This is a genomic window from Pseudomonas sp. ANT_H4 (assembly GCF_008369295.1).
Taxonomy (GTDB): domain Bacteria; phylum Pseudomonadota; class Gammaproteobacteria; order Pseudomonadales; family Pseudomonadaceae; genus Aquipseudomonas.
This window is the reverse complement of record NZ_VOBG01000001.1, coordinates 31892-48166: the sequence shown is the minus strand read 5'-3', so window position 1 is coordinate 48166 and position 16275 is coordinate 31892. Positions and strand designations below refer to the sequence as shown.

General features: G+C 60.2%; 14 protein-coding genes. 8 read left to right on the top strand and 6 right to left on the bottom strand.

Features of this window, described 5'->3' with window-relative positions; all coding sequences use genetic code 11:
• Positions 1–13 precede the first annotated feature (13 nt).
• Positions 14–2191, bottom strand: coding sequence for a malate synthase G (locus tag FQ182_RS00205; RefSeq protein WP_149413444.1), 2178 nt, complete (start codon positions 2189–2191; stop codon positions 14–16).
• Between the two features lie 440 nt (positions 2192–2631).
• On the opposite strand from FQ182_RS00205, the gene FQ182_RS00200 reads away from it, so the two are divergent.
• Positions 2632–3150: a glycine cleavage system protein R gene (locus FQ182_RS00200; RefSeq protein ID WP_149413445.1), complete on the top strand. Its 519-nt coding sequence runs from the start codon at positions 2632–2634 to the stop codon at positions 3148–3150.
• A gap of 110 nt (positions 3151–3260) precedes the next feature.
• Here FQ182_RS00200 and rarD read toward each other — a convergent pair whose 3' ends face one another.
• The 5 genes from rarD to FQ182_RS00175 form a co-directional block, all read right to left on the bottom strand.
• Entirely contained in the window at positions 3261–4145 is an 885-nt protein-coding gene (gene rarD, locus FQ182_RS00195) for an EamA family transporter RarD (protein ID WP_149413446.1), read from the bottom strand.
• A 201-nt stretch (positions 4146–4346) separates the two neighbouring features.
• Positions 4347–5321, bottom strand: coding sequence for a serine/threonine protein kinase (locus FQ182_RS00190; protein WP_133102316.1), 975 nt, complete (start codon positions 5319–5321; stop codon positions 4347–4349).
• A gap of 248 nt (positions 5322–5569) precedes the next feature.
• Positions 5570–7468, bottom strand: a complete 1899-nt coding sequence (locus FQ182_RS00185; RefSeq protein WP_149413447.1) for a PhoX family phosphatase — start codon at positions 7466–7468, stop codon at positions 5570–5572.
• Between the two features lie 81 nt (positions 7469–7549).
• Positions 7550–8314 carry a TOBE domain-containing protein gene (locus FQ182_RS00180; RefSeq protein WP_149413448.1) on the bottom strand — a complete coding sequence of 255 codons (765 nt, stop codon included), beginning with the start codon at positions 8312–8314 and terminating at the stop codon, positions 7550–7552.
• Between the two features lie 65 nt (positions 8315–8379).
• Positions 8380–9117 carry a ComF family protein gene (locus tag FQ182_RS00175; protein ID WP_149413449.1) on the bottom strand — a complete coding sequence of 246 codons (738 nt, stop codon included), beginning with the start codon at positions 9115–9117 and terminating at the stop codon, positions 8380–8382.
• Between the two features lie 92 nt (positions 9118–9209).
• On the opposite strand from FQ182_RS00175, the gene bioB reads away from it, so the two are divergent.
• The 7 genes from bioB (at position 9210) to FQ182_RS00140 (ending at position 16190) form a co-directional block, all read left to right on the top strand.
• On the top strand, positions 9210–10265 hold the full coding sequence (bioB, locus tag FQ182_RS00170) for a biotin synthase BioB (RefSeq protein WP_149413450.1): 1056 nt from the start codon (positions 9210–9212) through the stop codon (positions 10263–10265).
• Between the two features lie 67 nt (positions 10266–10332).
• On the top strand, positions 10333–11511 hold the full coding sequence (gene bioF, locus FQ182_RS00165) for an 8-amino-7-oxononanoate synthase (protein ID WP_149413451.1): 1179 nt from the start codon (positions 10333–10335) through the stop codon (positions 11509–11511).
• Positions 11504–12235 carry an alpha/beta fold hydrolase gene (locus FQ182_RS00160; RefSeq protein ID WP_149413452.1) on the top strand — a complete coding sequence of 244 codons (732 nt, stop codon included), beginning with the start codon at positions 11504–11506 and terminating at the stop codon, positions 12233–12235. The genes bioF and FQ182_RS00160 overlap by 8 nt, the downstream gene beginning before the upstream one ends.
• Positions 12228–13055, top strand: a complete 828-nt coding sequence (bioC, locus tag FQ182_RS00155; protein ID WP_149413453.1) for a malonyl-ACP O-methyltransferase BioC — start codon at positions 12228–12230, stop codon at positions 13053–13055. Before FQ182_RS00160 ends, bioC begins: the two co-directional genes overlap by 8 nt.
• Positions 13052–13732 (top strand): dethiobiotin synthase, encoded by a 681-nt coding sequence (gene bioD / locus FQ182_RS00150; RefSeq protein ID WP_149413454.1) that lies wholly within the window; start codon positions 13052–13054, stop codon positions 13730–13732. Before bioC ends, bioD begins: the two co-directional genes overlap by 4 nt.
• 106 nt (positions 13733–13838) lie before the next feature.
• The gene (locus FQ182_RS00145) at positions 13839–14111 is read left to right on the top strand and encodes a pyrroloquinoline quinone biosynthesis protein PqqE (RefSeq protein ID WP_149413455.1); all 273 of its coding nucleotides are present in this window, start codon (positions 13839–13841) and stop codon (positions 14109–14111) included.
• Positions 14112–14384: 273 nt separating this feature from the next.
• Positions 14385–16190 carry a phenylacyl-CoA dehydrogenase gene (locus FQ182_RS00140; protein ID WP_149413456.1) on the top strand — a complete coding sequence of 602 codons (1806 nt, stop codon included), beginning with the start codon at positions 14385–14387 and terminating at the stop codon, positions 16188–16190.
• Positions 16191–16275: the final 85 nt, after the last annotated feature.

Sequence of the window (16275 nt, the reverse complement as noted above, 5' to 3'; positions counted from 1 at the left end):
TTCTAGCGTTTACTCACAGACCGTTTTTGGCCTTGAACTCACGACGCCGACGGTGCAATACCGGCTCGGTATACCCATTTGGCTGCTTGGTTCCTTCAATCACCAGCTCAACCGCTGCTTGAAACGCAATGTTGCTGTCGAAATCCGGAGCCAGCGGACGGTACAGCGCGTCACCGGCGTTCTGCCGATCCACCACCGGCGCCATACGCTTTAGGCTTTCCAGAACCTGGGCTTCATTGACGATGCCATGGCGCAACCAGTTGGCGATGTGCTGGCTGGAGATGCGCAGGGTGGCGCGGTCCTCCATCAGGCCGACGTCGTTGATGTCCGGCACTTTCGAACAACCCACGCCCTGGTCGATCCAGCGCACCACGTAACCGAGGATGCCCTGGGCGTTGTTGTCCAGTTCGTTGCGGACCTCGGAGGCGGACCAATCGGTGTTGCTGGCCAATGGAATGGTCAGGATGTCGTCTATCGACGCGCGCTCGCGCTTGGCCAGTTCGGCCTGGCGGGCGAACACGTCGACCTTGTGGTAATGCAGCGCGTGCAGCGCAGCAGCCGTCGGCGACGGCACCCAGGCAGTGTTGGCGCCAGCCAGCGGGTGAGCGATTTTCTGCTCCAGCATGGCGGCCATCAGGTCAGGCATGGCCCACATGCCTTTACCGATCTGCGCACGACCTTGCAGGCCGGTACTCAAGCCGATATCGACGTTCCAGTTCTCGTAGGCGCCGATCCATTTTTCAGTCTTCATCGCCGCCTTGCGCACCATCGCGCCGGCTTCCATGGAGGTGTGGATTTCGTCGCCCGTGCGGTCTAGGAAGCCGGTGTTAATAAACACTACTCGTTCGCTGGCCGCCTTGATGCACGCCTTGAGGTTGACCGTGGTACGGCGTTCCTCGTCCATAATCCCGACTTTCAGGGTGTTGCGCGGCAGCTTCAGCACGTCTTCGATGCGGCCAAACAGCTCGTTGGTGAACGCGGCTTCTTCAGGGCCGTGCATCTTCGGTTTAACGATGTAGACCGAACCGGTGCGGCTGTTCTTGCGGCTGTTATTGCTATTGAGGCTGTGGATCGCCCCCAGGCTGGTGAGCAGGCCGTCGAGAATGCCTTCCGGCACTTCGTTGCCTTGGCTGTCGAGGATCGCGTCGATGGTCATCAAGTGGCCGACGTTACGCACGAACAACAGCGAACGGCCGTGCAGGCTCACTTGGTTGCCGTCGACACCGGTGTAGCGGCGGTCGGCATTCATGGTGCGGGTGAAGGTCTTGCCGCCCTTGGCCACTTCTTCGGCCAGGTCGCCCTTCATCAGGCCGAGCCAGTTGCGGTAGATCACCACTTTGTCATCGGCATCGACGGCGGCGACGGAGTCTTCGCAGTCCATGATGGTGGTCAGGGCGGCTTCCATCAGCACGTCCTTGACGCCGGCGGCATCGGTCTGACCGACCGGGGTGCTGGCGTCGATCTGGATTTCGAAATGCAAGCCGTTGTTTTTCAGCAGGATTGCGGTCGGTGTGGCGGCATCGCCCTGGTAGCCGATCAATTGCGCATCGCTGCGCAGGCCGCTGTTGCTGCCGCCCTTGAGGCTGACGACGAGCTTGCCGTCAATGATCTTGTAGCCGATGGCATCAACGTGGCTACCAGCCGTCAACGGCGTGGCTTCGTCGAGGAAGGCACGGGCGAAGGCGATGACCTTGTCGCCACGGACCTTGTTGTAGCCCTGGCCTTTCTCGGCGCCGTCGGCTTCGCTGATGGCGTCGGTGCCATACAGCGCGTCGTACAGCGAACCCCAGCGCGCATTGGAGGCGTTGAGGGCGAAACGGGCGTTCATCACCGGCACAACCAGCTGGGGGCCGGCCATGCGGGCAATTTCGTCATCGACGTTTTGGGTCGAAGCCTGGAAATCCGCCGCTTCTGGCAGCAGGTATCCGATATCTTGCAAAAAGGCTTTGTAGGCCACCGGGTCGTGGGCCTGGCTGGCGTGTGTCTGGTGCCAGGCATCGATCCGCGCTTGGAAATCGTCACGTTTGGCGAGTAGGGCTTTGTTCTTCGGGGCCAGGTCATGGATGACCTTGTCGGCGCCCGCCCAGAATTGGTCGGCGGTGAGGCCGGTACCGGGAATGGCTTCGTTATTCACGAAGTCGAACAGGACTTTGGCGACCTGCAGGCCACCGACTTGAACGTGTTCAGTCATTGCTTGCCTCACTCTGCTCAGCTATTCGCTTTTCAGCTTTTCAATTTACCAATGAAGCCTCTGGCCATTTAAACCACAAACCCTGGGCACCAGTACATGCCATAGATGGCGGCTGGGTGGTTCCAATCAACGGCGCAAACCTTGCTGACGGGGTGTTCGGGGTTATGACGGCGCTTGGGCAGACATCGACCTAACGTTATGTAGTGCGCGCTGCGGCATACTACATGATGAGTTGCGGTTGTGAAAATTAGACTAAATACGTCGTTTAGCGACCCACTTTGGTCGTACAGTCACAGCGGGGTACGGGATGGTCTCAAAAAACTATTGGATTGTTCCATATAAATATAAAAATGGTACACGATTTGTCTTCATTGATATCCGTGTCCACCCTGTAGAAGCGGGTTCGCTCCTACCTAATCCAACACAAGAGGGCTGACACCATGGACCATCTCGTACTCACCGTTATTGCGCCGGACAAACCCGGCCAGGTTGAACGTGTCGCCCAGTGCATCGCCGAGCATGGTGGTAATTGGCTGGAAAGTCGCATGGCGCGCATGGCCGGGCAGTTTGCCGGGATACTGCGGGTCGGTGTGCCGGCTGAAGCCTACGATGAATTGGTGGGGGCGCTGCAGGGGTTGTCGGCCCACGGCATTCGGGTACTGATCGCTGAAAGCGGTATCGCGCAATCCTGCGAGTGGAAGCCGATTGCCATGGAGCTGGTGGGCAATGATCGACCGGGCATTGTGCGTGATATCACGGCGTTACTGAGCAAGCATGGTGTCAACCTGGAACGCCTGATCACCGATGTACGCCCCGCCCCGATGAGTAGCGATCCGCTGTTTCACGCTGAAGCCTTGTTGGCGGTGCCCCTGACCCTGCCTCTGGAGACGTTGCAGGTGGCGCTCGAAACCCTGGCCGACGATTTGATGGTGGAGTTGGCGTTGCGCAGCGAGGAGTAACTGCCCACAAGGTTATGCATGGAAATCTTGCATGGGCCTGTGGATAACCTTGGGTTGAAACCCTGCAAGCCAGTCGGGCTGTGGCTTGCAGGGTTATGTGCGTTATTTGATCAGCGTTTGCGTAGGCTGAGCCAGGCATCGACGCTGTAGACCGCAAGACCCGCCCAGATAAACAGAAACGCCACCAGGCTGCTGGAAGTCAGGTGCTCATCGAACAACAGCACCGCCTGCAACAGCACCAGCGTTGGCGCCAGGTACTGCAGGAAACCCAGTGTGGTGTAGGGCAAATGCCGCGCGGCAGCGTTGAAACACACCAGCGGGATCAGCGTCACTGGGCCGGCGGCCACCAGCCACCAGGCTTCGGACGTGCCCCAGAACTCCATTTGTGCGCTGTGGGCGCTTGGGTTGAGCAGCAACCAGGCCACGGCAATAGGCACTAGCATCCAGGTTTCCACCACCAGCCCCGGCAATGCCTTGACCGGCGCTTGTTTGCGGATCAAACCGTAGAAGCCAAAGGTCAACGCCAGCACCAGGGACACCCACGGCAGGCTGCCGACTTGCCACACCTGTTGCACGACGCCCAATGCGGCGAGCCCGACGGCGACCCATTGCAGGCGGCGCAGGCGTTCGCCCAGGAGCAACATGCCCAGCAGCACATTCACGAGCGGGTTGATGTAGTAACCCAGGCTGGCTTCCAGCATGCGGCCGCTGTTTACCGACCAGACGTAGGTCAGCCAGTTGCCCGCGATCAAGGACCCGCTCAAGGCCAGGATTGCCAGCCGTTTTGGGTTGTCCCGTAGTTCGCGCCACCAGCCAGGGTGTTTCCAGACCATCAACAGCAAGCCGCCGAACAGCGCCGACCACAGCACGCGGTGCACGATGATTTCTACGGCGGGAACGCTGGCGATTGCTTTGAAGTAGAGCGGGAACATTCCCCAGATGACGTAGGCAGTCAGGCCCAATATGTACCCGCGACGGGGGTTGGCGGCTTGCATGCAGAATCCTTGCTTAGGCAGCTAACAAAGCTGTGATTGTAAGGAGATTTGTCGGGCAATGGGATTTGCTTTCTGTAGAGCGGGCTTGCTCGCGAAGACCGTTAACGATAACGCGATCATCCTGAATGAACGCGTTGCCCTCGGGTTTCTCGCGAGCAAGAACTAGGCGTCCCCCTCGCTCCTACAGAGGAGCGGGCCCGTCTAGAACAGTTTCAACGGCTCTTCATTGAGTGCCGACAGTTGCTCGCGCAATGCCAGCACCTGGTCGCCCCAGTACCGCTCGCTGCCGAACCACGGGAAGCTGTGGGGGAACGCCGGGTCATCCCAACGCCGTGCCAGCCAGGCGCTGTAGTGCATCAGGCGCAGGGCGCGCAGGGGTTCGATCAGCGCCAGCTCGCGAGGATCGAAGTCGTGGAACTCCTGGTAGCCGTCCATCAATTCCGACAACTGCCCCAGGCACTCCTGGCGATCACCGGCGAGCATCATCCACAAGTCCTGCACTGCCGGGCCCATGCGGCAGTCATCGAGGTCGACGATGTGGAACATCTCGTCGCGGCACATCATGTTGCCGGGGTGGCAGTCGCCGTGCATGCGGATGTTCTTGTGGGGTGTGGCCTTGTAGACCTCTTCCACACGCTTGAGCAGGTCGCGGGCCACGGACTCGTAGGCGGGCAGCAGGCTCTTGGGAATGAAATTGCCTTCCAGCAAGGTAGTCAGGGAATCGTGACCGAAGTTCTTCACTCCCAGGGCTTCGCGGTGTTCGAAAGGGCGGGTGGCGCCGACCGCGTGTAAACGACCGAGCAACTGCCCTAGGCGGTGCAACTGATCGAGATTGCCCGGCTCTGGCGCACGGCCGCCGCGACGGGGAAACAGAGTGAAGCGAAAACCCGCGTGTTCGAACAGGCTTTCGCCGTTGTGGATCATCGGCGCGACCACCGGCACTTCGCACTCGGCCAGTTCGAAAGTGAAGCGGTGTTCTTCGAGAATCGCTTCGTTGGTCCAGCGCTGAGGGCGATAGAACTTGGCGATCAGCGGCTCGGAATCTTCGATGCCGACCTGATAGACGCGGTTTTCATAACTGTTGAGCGCGAGGATGCGGGCGTCACTGAGAAAACCGATGCTCTCTACTGCATCGAGCACCAAGTCAGGGGTAAGTGTTGCAAACGGGTGGGCCATGCGAACTCCTGCGCGCAGCAGGGCGCCGCGTCCGGCCCGGTATGGTATCGCACACCAGCCTGGATAGGTGGCGGCTGTGTTGGGTGAGTGAGCTTGTTGTGGCGAGCGGGCTTGCCCGCGTTGGGCTGCGAAGCAGCCCTTCTTATTAGCGCCGCATTCTTTCAGACATAACACTGTGGCTGGTTTTGGGGCTGCTGCGCGGCCCAACGCGGGCAAGCCCGCTCGCCACAGAAAACTGTGTTGGCTCTTTATGAACCGACGATCCCACCATCCTCCCGTCGAATCGCCATCACCGACGACCGTGGCTTGCCGTTGGGCAAATACTCTGGGAACGTCGAACCACCGGTTTCCCCTGGATGCTGAATTCCCACAAACAGGGTTTTCTGATCTGGCGAAAAGCTGATCCCTGTCACCTCGCATGCCACCGGCCCGACCATGAACCGGCGAATCTCACCCGTCGTCGGGTCGGCGCACAACATCTGGTTATTGCCCATGCCGGCAAAGTCGCCGCTGTTGCTGTAGTCGCCATCGGTGAGAATCCACAAGCGCCCAGCCTTGTCGAAGCCCAGGCCGTCGGGGCTGTTGAACATGTTCTGCGGGTTTATGTTGGACGAGCCGCCCTTGGGCTTGCCGGCATGCACGCTGGGGTTGCCCGCCACCACAAACAAGTCCCAGGTGAAGTTTGGCGCGCCGTGGTCATCGGCATTGGCCTTCCAGCGCAGGATTTGGCCGTAGACGTTTTTCTCCCGTGGGTTGGGCCCGCCTACTGGTTGGCCGTCTTCGCCGCGCTTGGCGTTGTTGGTCAGGGTGCAATAGACCTGGCCGTCGCTGGGGCTGACGACAATCCATTCCGGGCGATCCATGCGAGTGGCCTTCACGATGCTGGCGGCCAGGCGTGCGTGGATCAGCACTTGGGCCTGGCTGGCGAAACCTGAGCTGGCGTCGATGCCGTTTTTGCCGAAGGTTAGTTCGACCCATTGGCCCTGACCCTTGGGATGGTCTGCATTGCCATCGCCTGCATCGAAAATCGCCACGTACAAGGTGCCGTGGTCCAGCAGATCTTTATTGGCCTTGGGATTTTTGTGATTGATCTTGTCGCGGCTGATGAACTTGTAGATAAATTCGCCACGTTCGTCGTCGCCCATGTAAACCACGGCATGGCCGTCGCGTGTTTCAGCGAGGGCGGCGTTTTCGTGCTTGAAGCGACCCAGTGCGGTGCGCTTGACCGGTGTGGATTGTGGGTCGAACGGGTCGATTTCCACCACCCAGCCATGGCGGTTGAGTTCGTTGGGGTTCTTTGCCATATCAAAGCGCGGGTCGTGCTGATGCCAGTTGATGTCCTTGCTGGCGGCTACCACGCCGTAGCGTTTCTGCCCGGCGTCGAACGCTTGCTGCGGGTTGCTGCTACCGAAACAGTCGGTGAAGTTTTCTTCGCAGGTCAGGTAAGTGCCCCACGGGGTCATGCCGTTGGCGCAGTTCTGGAACGTGCCGAGGACTTTTTTGCCGCTCTTGTCAGCCTCGGTTTGCAGCCAGGCGTGCCCGGCAGCCGGACCGCCGAAGCGCAGGGGCGAGTTACCGTGGATGCGCCGGTTGTAGCGCGAGTCCTGGACGAACTGCCAAGTATCGCCTTTGCGCTGCACCTCGATTACCGACACACCTTCGCTGGCCAGGGCCTTGTGCACGTCTTCGGTCGATTGCGGCATGCCACCGTGGGCGAACAGGTAGCGGTAGTTGGTGTATTCGTTGTTGATGGCCATCAGCGCCCTGCGGTCGTCACCAGGGAAGGCGAACAGGCTCATGCCATCGTTGTTGTCGCCGAACTGCAGCTCCTGGGCTTTGGCGGTACCGTTGCCGGTTGGGTCAAAGGCGGGTGCATCCTTATGCAGCGGCTGGCCCCAACTGATCAGCACCGAAGAGGTGTAGCCGGGCGGCAGGGTGATGGTGTCGCTGGTAGCGGCGGCGATGCTGGCAAAGCCCAGCAAGGGGCTTGAAGACGCGGCATTGACGGCCAGGGCGCTGCGGGTCAGCAGGTTGCCACCCAGGAACATCGCGGCACCGCACAGGGCGCCGGCACCGATAAAGCGGCGGCGACTAAGGCCGACCATCTGTTCAAGGTCAGTGGCTTGGTTTTCTTCTAATAGGTTCATATCAGGCTCCCTTTATGGTTTTTGCAAACACCATAAGGAACGGGTGTGACGAAACCGTTGCAGTTTTGCGACGGGCGTCAGTTACACCGCGATACCCAGCAGCACATTGCTGGGCGCGAACTGCACCTGGATGGTTTTTCCGTTGACGGCACCCAACGCCTTGAGCTGCTCGGGTTGCGCCAGCGCGCATAAAACCTGGCCATTGGGCAGGGCGATGCGCACTTCGCTGGGGCCATCGTCGGCGTCGAGAATGGCGTCGATATTACCGCTCATGCAATTGTGTTCAAGTGTTGTGGCTGCCTCGACCGCGACGACTTCGAGCCAACCAGCCTTGATCAACGCCACTACCTCGGTGCCGATTTCCAGCTCCAGGCGCAGGGTACTGTCGTGGGTAATCTGCGCATCGAGGGTGAGCCCAGCGGCCAGCTCCAGGCGGATCAGGTCGTTGCGGCCATGGCTATCGATGGCGATGATTTTGCCGTGCAACTGATTGCGGGCACTGGTGCGCAGCATCAGGCGGCCGAGCAAGTCGAGGTCGCTGGCATCTTCAGCGGCATCCAGCACTTGGGCTTGCAGCGCTTGCAAGCGTTGGTAGAGACGCAGCACCCGTTCACCTTCTGTGGATAACCGCGCGCCACCACCGCCCTTGCCGCCGACGCTGCGTTCCACCAGCGGCTTTTGCGCCAGGTTGTTCAGCTCATCAATGGCGTCCCAGGCGGCTTTGTAACTTAGGCCGGCACTTTTCGCCGCGCGGGTGATGGAGCCCTGTTCGGCGATGTGCTGCAGCAAGGCAATGCGCTGGGGGCGACGGACGATGTGTTGGCTCAACAGGGTCGGTAAAGTCATGACGAACGGTTACACGCTTCGATGGAATACACAGGACGTTGCGGGCAGGGCGCGCCGGCGTCAAGTCATGTGCCAGGTTTTGGCGTACGCGCCAGGCAGTACACGTCGACCTGCCGCGCGCCAGCGTCGATTAACAGCCGGGCCAGGCTGTTGGCGGTGGCGCCGGTGGTCAGTACATCGTCCACCAGGGCCAGATGGAGGCCTTGGACCGCAGCGCCGGGTGCCAGTGCAAATGCCTTGAGCAGATTGCTTTTGCGGTTCTTCGCGTCCAGGTCTTGCTGTGCCACGGTTTCATGTGGGCGTAGTAACACCCGCTCATCGCAGGGAATGTCCAAATCCTTGCTCAACCATCGCGCGAGCATTGCCGCCTGATTATAGCCCCTTTCCCGTAGGCGTCTACGGGCCATGGGAACCGGGAACAGGCAGTCAGGGCGTGTCAGTTCGGCGTTTTCATAGCGATCTTGCAGGCATTGTCCCAGTAGGTGTGCCAGCAAATGGCCCAGCGGCCATCGGGCCTGGTGCTTGAAGCGGCTGATCAGCGTGTCGACCGGGAAGCTGTAGGTAAAGGGCGTAGCTACGTGTTTAAACGTGGGTGGCTGCCTTTGGCATTGGCCGCAGGTCAGGCCCGCCATGGGCAGGGGCAGGGCGCACACTTCGCAATGATCCATCAGCCACGGCAGTTCGGTTTCGCAGAAGTTACAGATCGAATGGGCCGTATCAGTGGCCTCATCGCAAATTAAACAGATCTGGTTGTTTTTCGACCAGATGTAGACTTCGTGTTTGAGTCTGGGTTGACAGTGCATGATTCTTCCTTAAATATGCCGAGCATCCGTGTCGTGCCTGTGGGTATTACCTTTCCCGCAGCGCTTGCCAAAGCATAAACAAGGAATCGCCCATGAGCGCCAGCATCACTGCCAACCTGCGTCACGATTGGTCTTTAGCCGAAGTCAAAGCGCTTTTCGTGCAGCCATTCAATGACTTGTTGTTCCAGGCGCAGACCGTGCACCGCGCGCATTTCGATGCCAATCGGGTCCAGGTTTCTACCCTTTTGTCGATCAAGACCGGCGCCTGCCCGGAAGATTGCAAATATTGTCCGCAGTCGGGCCACTACAACACTGGCCTGGAAAAAGAAAAACTGATGGAAGTGCAGAAAGTCCTCGAAGAGGCCGCCCGCGCCAAAGCCATCGGCTCGACCCGCTTCTGCATGGGCGCGGCCTGGAAACACCCGTCGGCCAAGGACATGCCCTACGTGTTGCAGATGGTCAAAGGCGTCAAGGCCATGGGCCTGGAAACCTGCATGACCCTCGGCAGCCTCGACCAGGACCAGACTGAAGCACTGGCCCAGGCCGGTCTGGATTATTACAACCATAACCTCGACACCTCGCCGGAGTTCTATGGCTCCATCATCACCACCCGCACCTACGGTGAGCGCCTGCAAACCCTGGCCTACGTGCGTGATTCAGGGATGAAGATCTGCTCCGGCGGCATCCTCGGCATGGGCGAGTCCCTCGATGATCGCGCCAACCTGCTGATCCAACTGGCCAACCTGCCGGAGCATCCGGAGTCGGTGCCGATCAATATGCTGGTCAAAGTCGCTGGCACGCCTCTGGAAAACGCCGAGGACATCGACCCGTTCGACTTTATCCGCATGCTGGCGGTGGCGCGCATTCTCATGCCGCAATCCCATGTGCGCCTGTCGGCTGGTCGGGAAGCAATGAACGAGCAAATGCAGGCCCTGGCGTTTTTTGCCGGCGCCAACTCGATTTTCTACGGCGACAAACTGCTGACCACCGCCAACCCGCAGGCGGACAAGGACATGCAGTTGTTCTCGCGCCTGGGAATCTTGCCGCAAGCTCGCGAGGAGCATGCCGATGAGGTACACCAGGCGGCCATCGAGCAGGCGCTGGTGGAACAGAAGAGCAGCGAGCAGTTTTATAACGCCGCGGTTTGATCCTGGCTTCACCCTGTAGCCGCTGCGGCAGCGGCTACATTCAATTTCTGATATCCCCGAGGCCTGCATGTCTTTCGATCTCGCCGCGCGTCTCGCTGCCCGTCGTGCCGAACACCTTTATCGCCAACGGCCACTGCTGGAAAGCCCCCAAGGCCCGCAAGTGGTGGTGGATGGCCAGCCTTTGCTCGCCTTCTGCAACAACGACTATCTGGGCCTGGCCAATCACCCGCAAGTGATCGAAGCCTGGCGCGCCGGTGCTTCTCGCTGGGGCGTGGGTGGTGGCGCATCCCACCTGGTGATTGGCCACAGCACGCCGCACCATGAACTGGAAGAAGCCTTGGCCGACCTCACCGGTCGCCCTCGGGCGCTGCTGTTCACCACCGGCTACATGGCTAACCTCGGTGCGGTTACTGCATTGGTCGGGCAGGGCGATACGGTTCTGGAAGACCGCCTCAACCACGCCTCCTTACTGGATGCCGGCTTGCTCAGCGGGGCGCGCTTCAATCGTTATCTGCACAACGACGCTGTCAGCCTGGCCAGGCGCCTGGAGAAAGCCACCGGCAACACATTGGTGGTCACCGACGGCGTGTTCAGCATGGACGGCGACCTTGCCGACCTGCCGGCGCTGGCCCTTGAAACCCGGGCCAAAGGCGCCTGGTTGATGGTCGATGACGCCCATGGTTTCGGCCCGCTGGGCGCCAATGGTGGCGGGATCGTCGAGCATTTCGGCCTGAGCCAGGAAGACGTCCCGGTGCTGGTCGGCACCCTGGGCAAGGCGTTCGGCACGGCTGGCGCGTTTGTCGCCGGCAGCGAGGAGTTGATCGAAAGCCTGATCCAGTTCGCCCGGCCGTACATCTACACCACCAGCCAGCCGCCAGCGCTGGCGTGCGCCACCCTGAAAAGCCTTGAGTTGCTGCGCACAGAACACTGGCGACGCGAGCATCTGAATACGCTGATCCGCCAGTTTCGCCAGGGCGCCCAGCAAATCGGCCTGGAGCTGATGGACAGCTTCACGCCGATCCAGCCGATCATGATCGGCGACAGTGGCCGGGCGGTGCGCTTGTCACAGATGCTGCGTGAGCGAGGGCTGATGGTCACTGCGATTCGTCCGCCCACAGTGCCCGCCGGGAGTGCCCGTTTGCGGGTGACATTGTCGGCGGCCCACAGTGAAACGCAGGTGCAGCTATTGTTAAGCGCATTGGAAGAGTGTTTCCGCTTGTTAGGCCAGGAGCCCGACCATGCGTGATCGACTGATATTGCTGCCCGGCTGGGGCCTTGGCGTGTCGCCGCTGGAACCTTTGGCCGCCGCGTTGCGAGGGTTGGACGAGCGCCTGCGGGTCGATATCGAGCCCTTGCCGGAACTGGGCTCCAGTGACCTCGACGAGTGGCTCGACGAACTCGATGCGACGCTGCCCGATAACGCCTGGCTCGGCGGTTGGTCCCTGGGTGGCATGCTTGCTTCGGAGCTGGCGGCCCGTCGCGGTGACCGCTGTTGCGGTTTGCTGACCTTGGCCTGCAACCCATGTTTCGTCGCCCATGACGGTTGGCCGAGCGCAATGCCCGCAGAAACCTTCGACGCCTTCCTCGCCGGTTGCCATGCCGACTCCCAAGTCACCCTCAAACGCTTCGGCCTGCTCTGTGCCAAGGGCGCGCAAGATCCACGGGGCCTGGCGCGCTTGTTGGTCAGCGGTGCGCCGAATACGCCGTCCAAGGTGCTGATGACTGGCCTTGAGTTGTTGACGCAGTTGGACACTCGGGACGCCTTGCAGGCCTTTCGCGGTCCGCAACTGCATTTGTTTGCCGGGCTGGATGGCCTGGTGCCCGCTGAGGCGGGCAGTGAACTGTTGAAGTTATTGCCGGATGTTGAAATCGGTCTGATTGAACAGGTCGGCCACGCCTTTCTTCTGGAGGACCCCCATGGCGTAGCCGGGGCGATCCAGGCTTTTTTGCATGAGTGCGGTGATGACTGATTTATCCCATCCTCTATTGCGCCCTTTTCCAGTGCCAGGGACCTTGCCCGACAAGCGTCAGGTTGCAGCATCCTTTTCCCGTGCGGCGGCCAGCTATGACAGCGTCGCCGAGTTGCAGCGTGCGGTCGGTGGCGAACTGCTGCGGCGTCTGCCCGAGGGGTTTTCTCCCCAGCGCTGGTTGGACCTGGGCTGCGGCACTGGTTATTTCAGCCGTGCGCTGGCCGCTACATTTGCCGGCAGCCAAGGCCTGGCGCTGGATATCGCCGAAGGGATGCTCAATCACGCCCGGCCCTTGGGCGGTGCCGAGCATTTCATCGCCGGTGATGCCGAACGCCTGCCGTTGCAGGACAGCAGTTGCGGGCTGATTTTTTCCAGTCTTGCGGTGCAATGGTGCGCCGATTTCGCGGCGGTGCTCGGCGAAGCCCGGCGAGTGTTGCAGCCCGGTGGCGTGCTGGCGTTTGCCAGCCTGTGCGTCGGGACGCTGGATGAACTACGGGAAAGCTGGCGGGCGGCGGACGGCCTGGTTCACGTTAATCGCTTCCGGCCGTTCAGTACTTATCAACAGCTGTGCGACAACAGCGGGTTGCAGGTAGTGAGCCTGGAGCAACGTCCCCATGTGCTGCACTACCCGGATGTGCGCAGCCTGACCCATGAATTGAAAGCGTTGGGTGCGCACAATCTTAATCCGGGACGCCCTGGTGGCTTGACCGGCCGTGCACGGATTGTTGCACTGGTTGAGGCATACGAGCAGTTTCGCCAGGCCCAAGGGCTGCCGGCGACCTATCAAGTGGTGTATGCCGTACTGGAGAAACCTCTATGAGCACCGCCTATTTCATCACTGGTACCGATACCGACGTCGGCAAGACCACCATCGCCGCGGGCCTGTTGCGTGCGGCGCGGCAAGCGGGCAAGAGCACCGCAGCTGGCAAGCCGGTGGCCTCGGGCTGTGAAGTGACGCCCAAGGGTTTGCGCAATGCTGATGCGCTGGCCTTGTTGGACGAGTGTTCGTTGCCATTGACCTATGCCGAGGTCAATCCGGTGGCATTCGAGCCGGCCATCGCACCGCATCTGGCGGCCCGGGAAGCTGCAGTAGCGCTCACCGTGCAGTCCTTGTTAACGCCCATGCAGCAGATTCTTGCCAAACAGGCGGATTTCACTTTGATAGAGGGGGCGGGCGGTTGGCGGGTACCGTTGGCGGATCAGGACAACCTGTCGGATCTGGCGAAGGCGTTGCAGCTACCAGTGATCCTGGTGGTGGGCGTGCGTCTGGGCTGCATCAATCATGCGCTGCTGACCGCTGAAGCCATCGCCCGTGATGGCCTCCCGCTGGCGGGGTGGGTGGCCAATATCATCGACCCCAAGACCTCTCGTCTGGAAGAAAACCTCGCCACGCTGGCCGAGCGACTGCCGGCGCCATGCCTGGGAAGGGTGCCGAAACTCAAGCACCCCAGCGCTGAAGCCGTCGCTGAATACCTGCAATTGGATCTGCTTGACTAGTTTTGCCTATAGCTAAGGCATTATGCCATTAGTGTTTTTGACGGGCCTTTTCCGAGGATGTCTGCTTCAATAACTGTTCATGATTCTGTAAAGGCAGGTTTACGCCATGGACATCTCTGGAAGCAGCGCGTTTTATTCTGGGCTGAGCAGCATTCAGTCCGGGCAGAACCGTGTCGACCAGGCCGCGGGCAAAATTGCCAGTGCCGCCACTAGCCAGCCTTCGGACGCGCAAAACGACCGTTTGCGGGCGGCAGATCCCTCGAATTCGGCGAGCAATATGGTCGAGATGGCTGAGGGGAAATTCCAAGTGGAGCTGGGCGTGAAAATCGCCAAGGCTTCCGATGAAATGCTCGGCACGTTGATCGATACCTACGCCTGAATTTAGTGCATGCCGGCTTTCCTGTGTGAGCTGGCAAGCCAGCTCACACGTTTGCCTTGCCTCCCCTTCCTGACTTTCTAAAACTTTGAAACTTCATGCGGCATTTCGCTGCAGGCCTAGCCGTGCCTGCAGTTGACCCACGTCAGGACAAACGGCATCTGCGGGACGCTTGACAAGGATAGGTCGTAAACGTATGTTTCAAACAACTGTTTGACCGCTACAACAAATCCACGCGGTTGTTCATCCTAGATTCATCAGCAGAGGTTTATCGCTATGCCTGACTACAAGGCCCCCTTGCGTGATATTCGCTTCGTTCGTGACGAACTGCTCGGCTACGAAGCGCACTATCAGAGTCTGCCGGCTTGCCAGGACGCTACCCCGGACATGGTTGACGCCATTCTCGAAGAAGGCGCCAAGTTTTGTGAGCAAGTGCTGGCTCCGTTGAACCGCGTAGGTGACATCGAAGGATGCACCTGGAGCGAGTCAGGCGTTAAAACCCCTACTGGTTTCAAAGAAGCCTACAAGCAATTCGTCGAAGGCGGCTGGCCAAGCCTGGCCCATGACGTGGCACACGGTGGCCAAGGCCTGCCGGAGTCCCTGGGCCTGGCAGTGAGCGAGATGGTCGGCGAAGCCAACTGGTCGTGGGGCATGTACCCAGGCCTGTCACATGGCGCGATGAACACCATTTCCGAGCACGGCACTGCCGAGCAGCAAGACGCTTACCTGACCAAGCTGGTGTCGGGCGAATGGACCGGCACCATGTGCCTGACCGAGTCACATTGCGGTACCGACCTGGGCATGTTGCGCACCAAGGCCGAACCTCAGGCCGACGGCTCCTACAAAGTTTCCGGTACCAAAATCTTCATCTCGGCCGGTGAACACGACATGGCCGATAACATCGTCCACATCGTGCTGGCCCGCCTGCCGGACGCACCGGCTGGCACCAAAGGTATTTCGCTGTTTATCGTTCCAAAGTTCATGCCGAACGCCGATGGTTCGCTCGGTGAGCGCAACGCCGTGTCCTGTGGCTCCCTGGAGCACAAAATGGGCATCCACGGTAACGCCACCTGTGTGATGAACTTCGACGCGGCCACCGGTTTCCTGATTGGCCCGGCGAACAAAGGCCTGAACTGCATGTTCACCTTTATGAACACCGCTCGCCTGGGCACCGCGCTGCAAGGCCTGTCCCACGCCGAAATCGGTTTCCAGGGTGGTCTGAAATACGCCCGTGATCGTCTGCAAATGCGTTCGCTGACTGGCCCGAAAGCGCCAGACAAGGCCGCCGACCCGATCATCGTCCACCCCGATGTGCGCCGCATGCTGTTGACCATGAAAGCGTTCGCCGAAGGCAACCGCGCGATGGTTTACTTCACCGCCAAGCAGGTTGATGTGGTCAAGTACGGCATCGACGACGAAGTCAAGAAACAGGCTGACGCGCTGCTGGCCTTTATGACCCCGATTGCCAAGGCGTTCATGACCGAAGTCGGTTTTGAATCCGCCAACCACGGCGTACAAATCTACGGTGGCCACGGCTTTATCGCCGAGTGGGGCATGGAGCAGAACGTTCGCGACAGCCGTATCTCGATGCTGTACGAAGGCACCACCGGTATCCAGGCTCTGGACTTGCTCGGCCGTAAAGTGTTGATGACTCAAGGCGAAGCGCTCAAGTGTTTCACCAAGATCGTCCACAAGTTCTGCCAGGCCAACGAAGGCAACGCAGCCGTCCAGGAATTCGTGACGCCGTTGGCGGCACTGAACAAGGAATGGGGCGAGTTGACCATGAAGGTCGGCATGGCAGCCATGAAGGACCGTGAAGAAGTCGGTGCCGCGTCGGTGGACTACTTGATGTACTCCGGTTACGCCTGCCTGGCTTACTTCTGGGCCGACATGGCGCGCCTGGCTGCCGAGAAACTGGCTGCCGGCACCAACGAAGAAGGCTTCTACACCGCCAAGCTGCAGACTGCGCGCTTCTACTTCCAGCGTATCCTGCCGCGTACCCGCACTCACGTGGCCACCATGCTGTCGGGCGCCAACAACCTGATGGACATGAAAGAAGAGAACTTCGACCTGGGCTACTAAGCCTTATCGGGTTCACTGCGAAGCCGCCACTCTTTCGGGAGCGGCGGCTTTTTTTTGAGCGATAAAAAACCTGAGTTGCGCGCTC

Bases quoted from the DNA above. Each gene is read 5' to 3' on its own strand.
- FQ182_RS00185 (WP_149413447.1), bottom strand. From the start codon at position 7,468: ATGAACCTATTAGAAGAAAACCAAGCCACTGACCTTGAACAGATGGTC.
- rarD (WP_149413446.1), bottom strand. From the start codon at position 4,145: ATGCAAGCCGCCAACCCCCGTCGCGGGTACATATTGGGCCTGACTGCC.
- FQ182_RS00180 (WP_149413448.1), bottom strand. From the start codon at position 8,314: ATGACTTTACCGACCCTGTTGAGCCAACACATCGTCCGTCGCCCCCAG.
- bioF (WP_149413451.1), top strand. From the start codon at position 10,333: ATGTCTTTCGATCTCGCCGCGCGTCTCGCTGCCCGTCGTGCCGAACAC.
- FQ182_RS00190 (WP_133102316.1), bottom strand. From the start codon at position 5,321: ATGGCCCACCCGTTTGCAACACTTACCCCTGACTTGGTGCTCGATGCA.
- FQ182_RS00160 (WP_149413452.1), top strand. From the start codon at position 11,504: ATGCGTGATCGACTGATATTGCTGCCCGGCTGGGGCCTTGGCGTGTCG.
- FQ182_RS00175 (WP_149413449.1), bottom strand. From the start codon at position 9,117: ATGCACTGTCAACCCAGACTCAAACACGAAGTCTACATCTGGTCGAAA.
- FQ182_RS00200 (WP_149413445.1), top strand. From the start codon at position 2,632: ATGGACCATCTCGTACTCACCGTTATTGCGCCGGACAAACCCGGCCAG.
- FQ182_RS00145 (WP_149413455.1), top strand. From the start codon at position 13,839: ATGGACATCTCTGGAAGCAGCGCGTTTTATTCTGGGCTGAGCAGCATT.
- FQ182_RS00140 (WP_149413456.1), top strand. From the start codon at position 14,385: ATGCCTGACTACAAGGCCCCCTTGCGTGATATTCGCTTCGTTCGTGAC.
- bioC (WP_149413453.1), top strand. From the start codon at position 12,228: ATGACTGATTTATCCCATCCTCTATTGCGCCCTTTTCCAGTGCCAGGG.
- bioD (WP_149413454.1), top strand. From the start codon at position 13,052: ATGAGCACCGCCTATTTCATCACTGGTACCGATACCGACGTCGGCAAG.
- bioB (WP_149413450.1), top strand. From the start codon at position 9,210: ATGAGCGCCAGCATCACTGCCAACCTGCGTCACGATTGGTCTTTAGCC.
- FQ182_RS00205 (WP_149413444.1), bottom strand. From the start codon at position 2,191: ATGACTGAACACGTTCAAGTCGGTGGCCTGCAGGTCGCCAAAGTCCTG.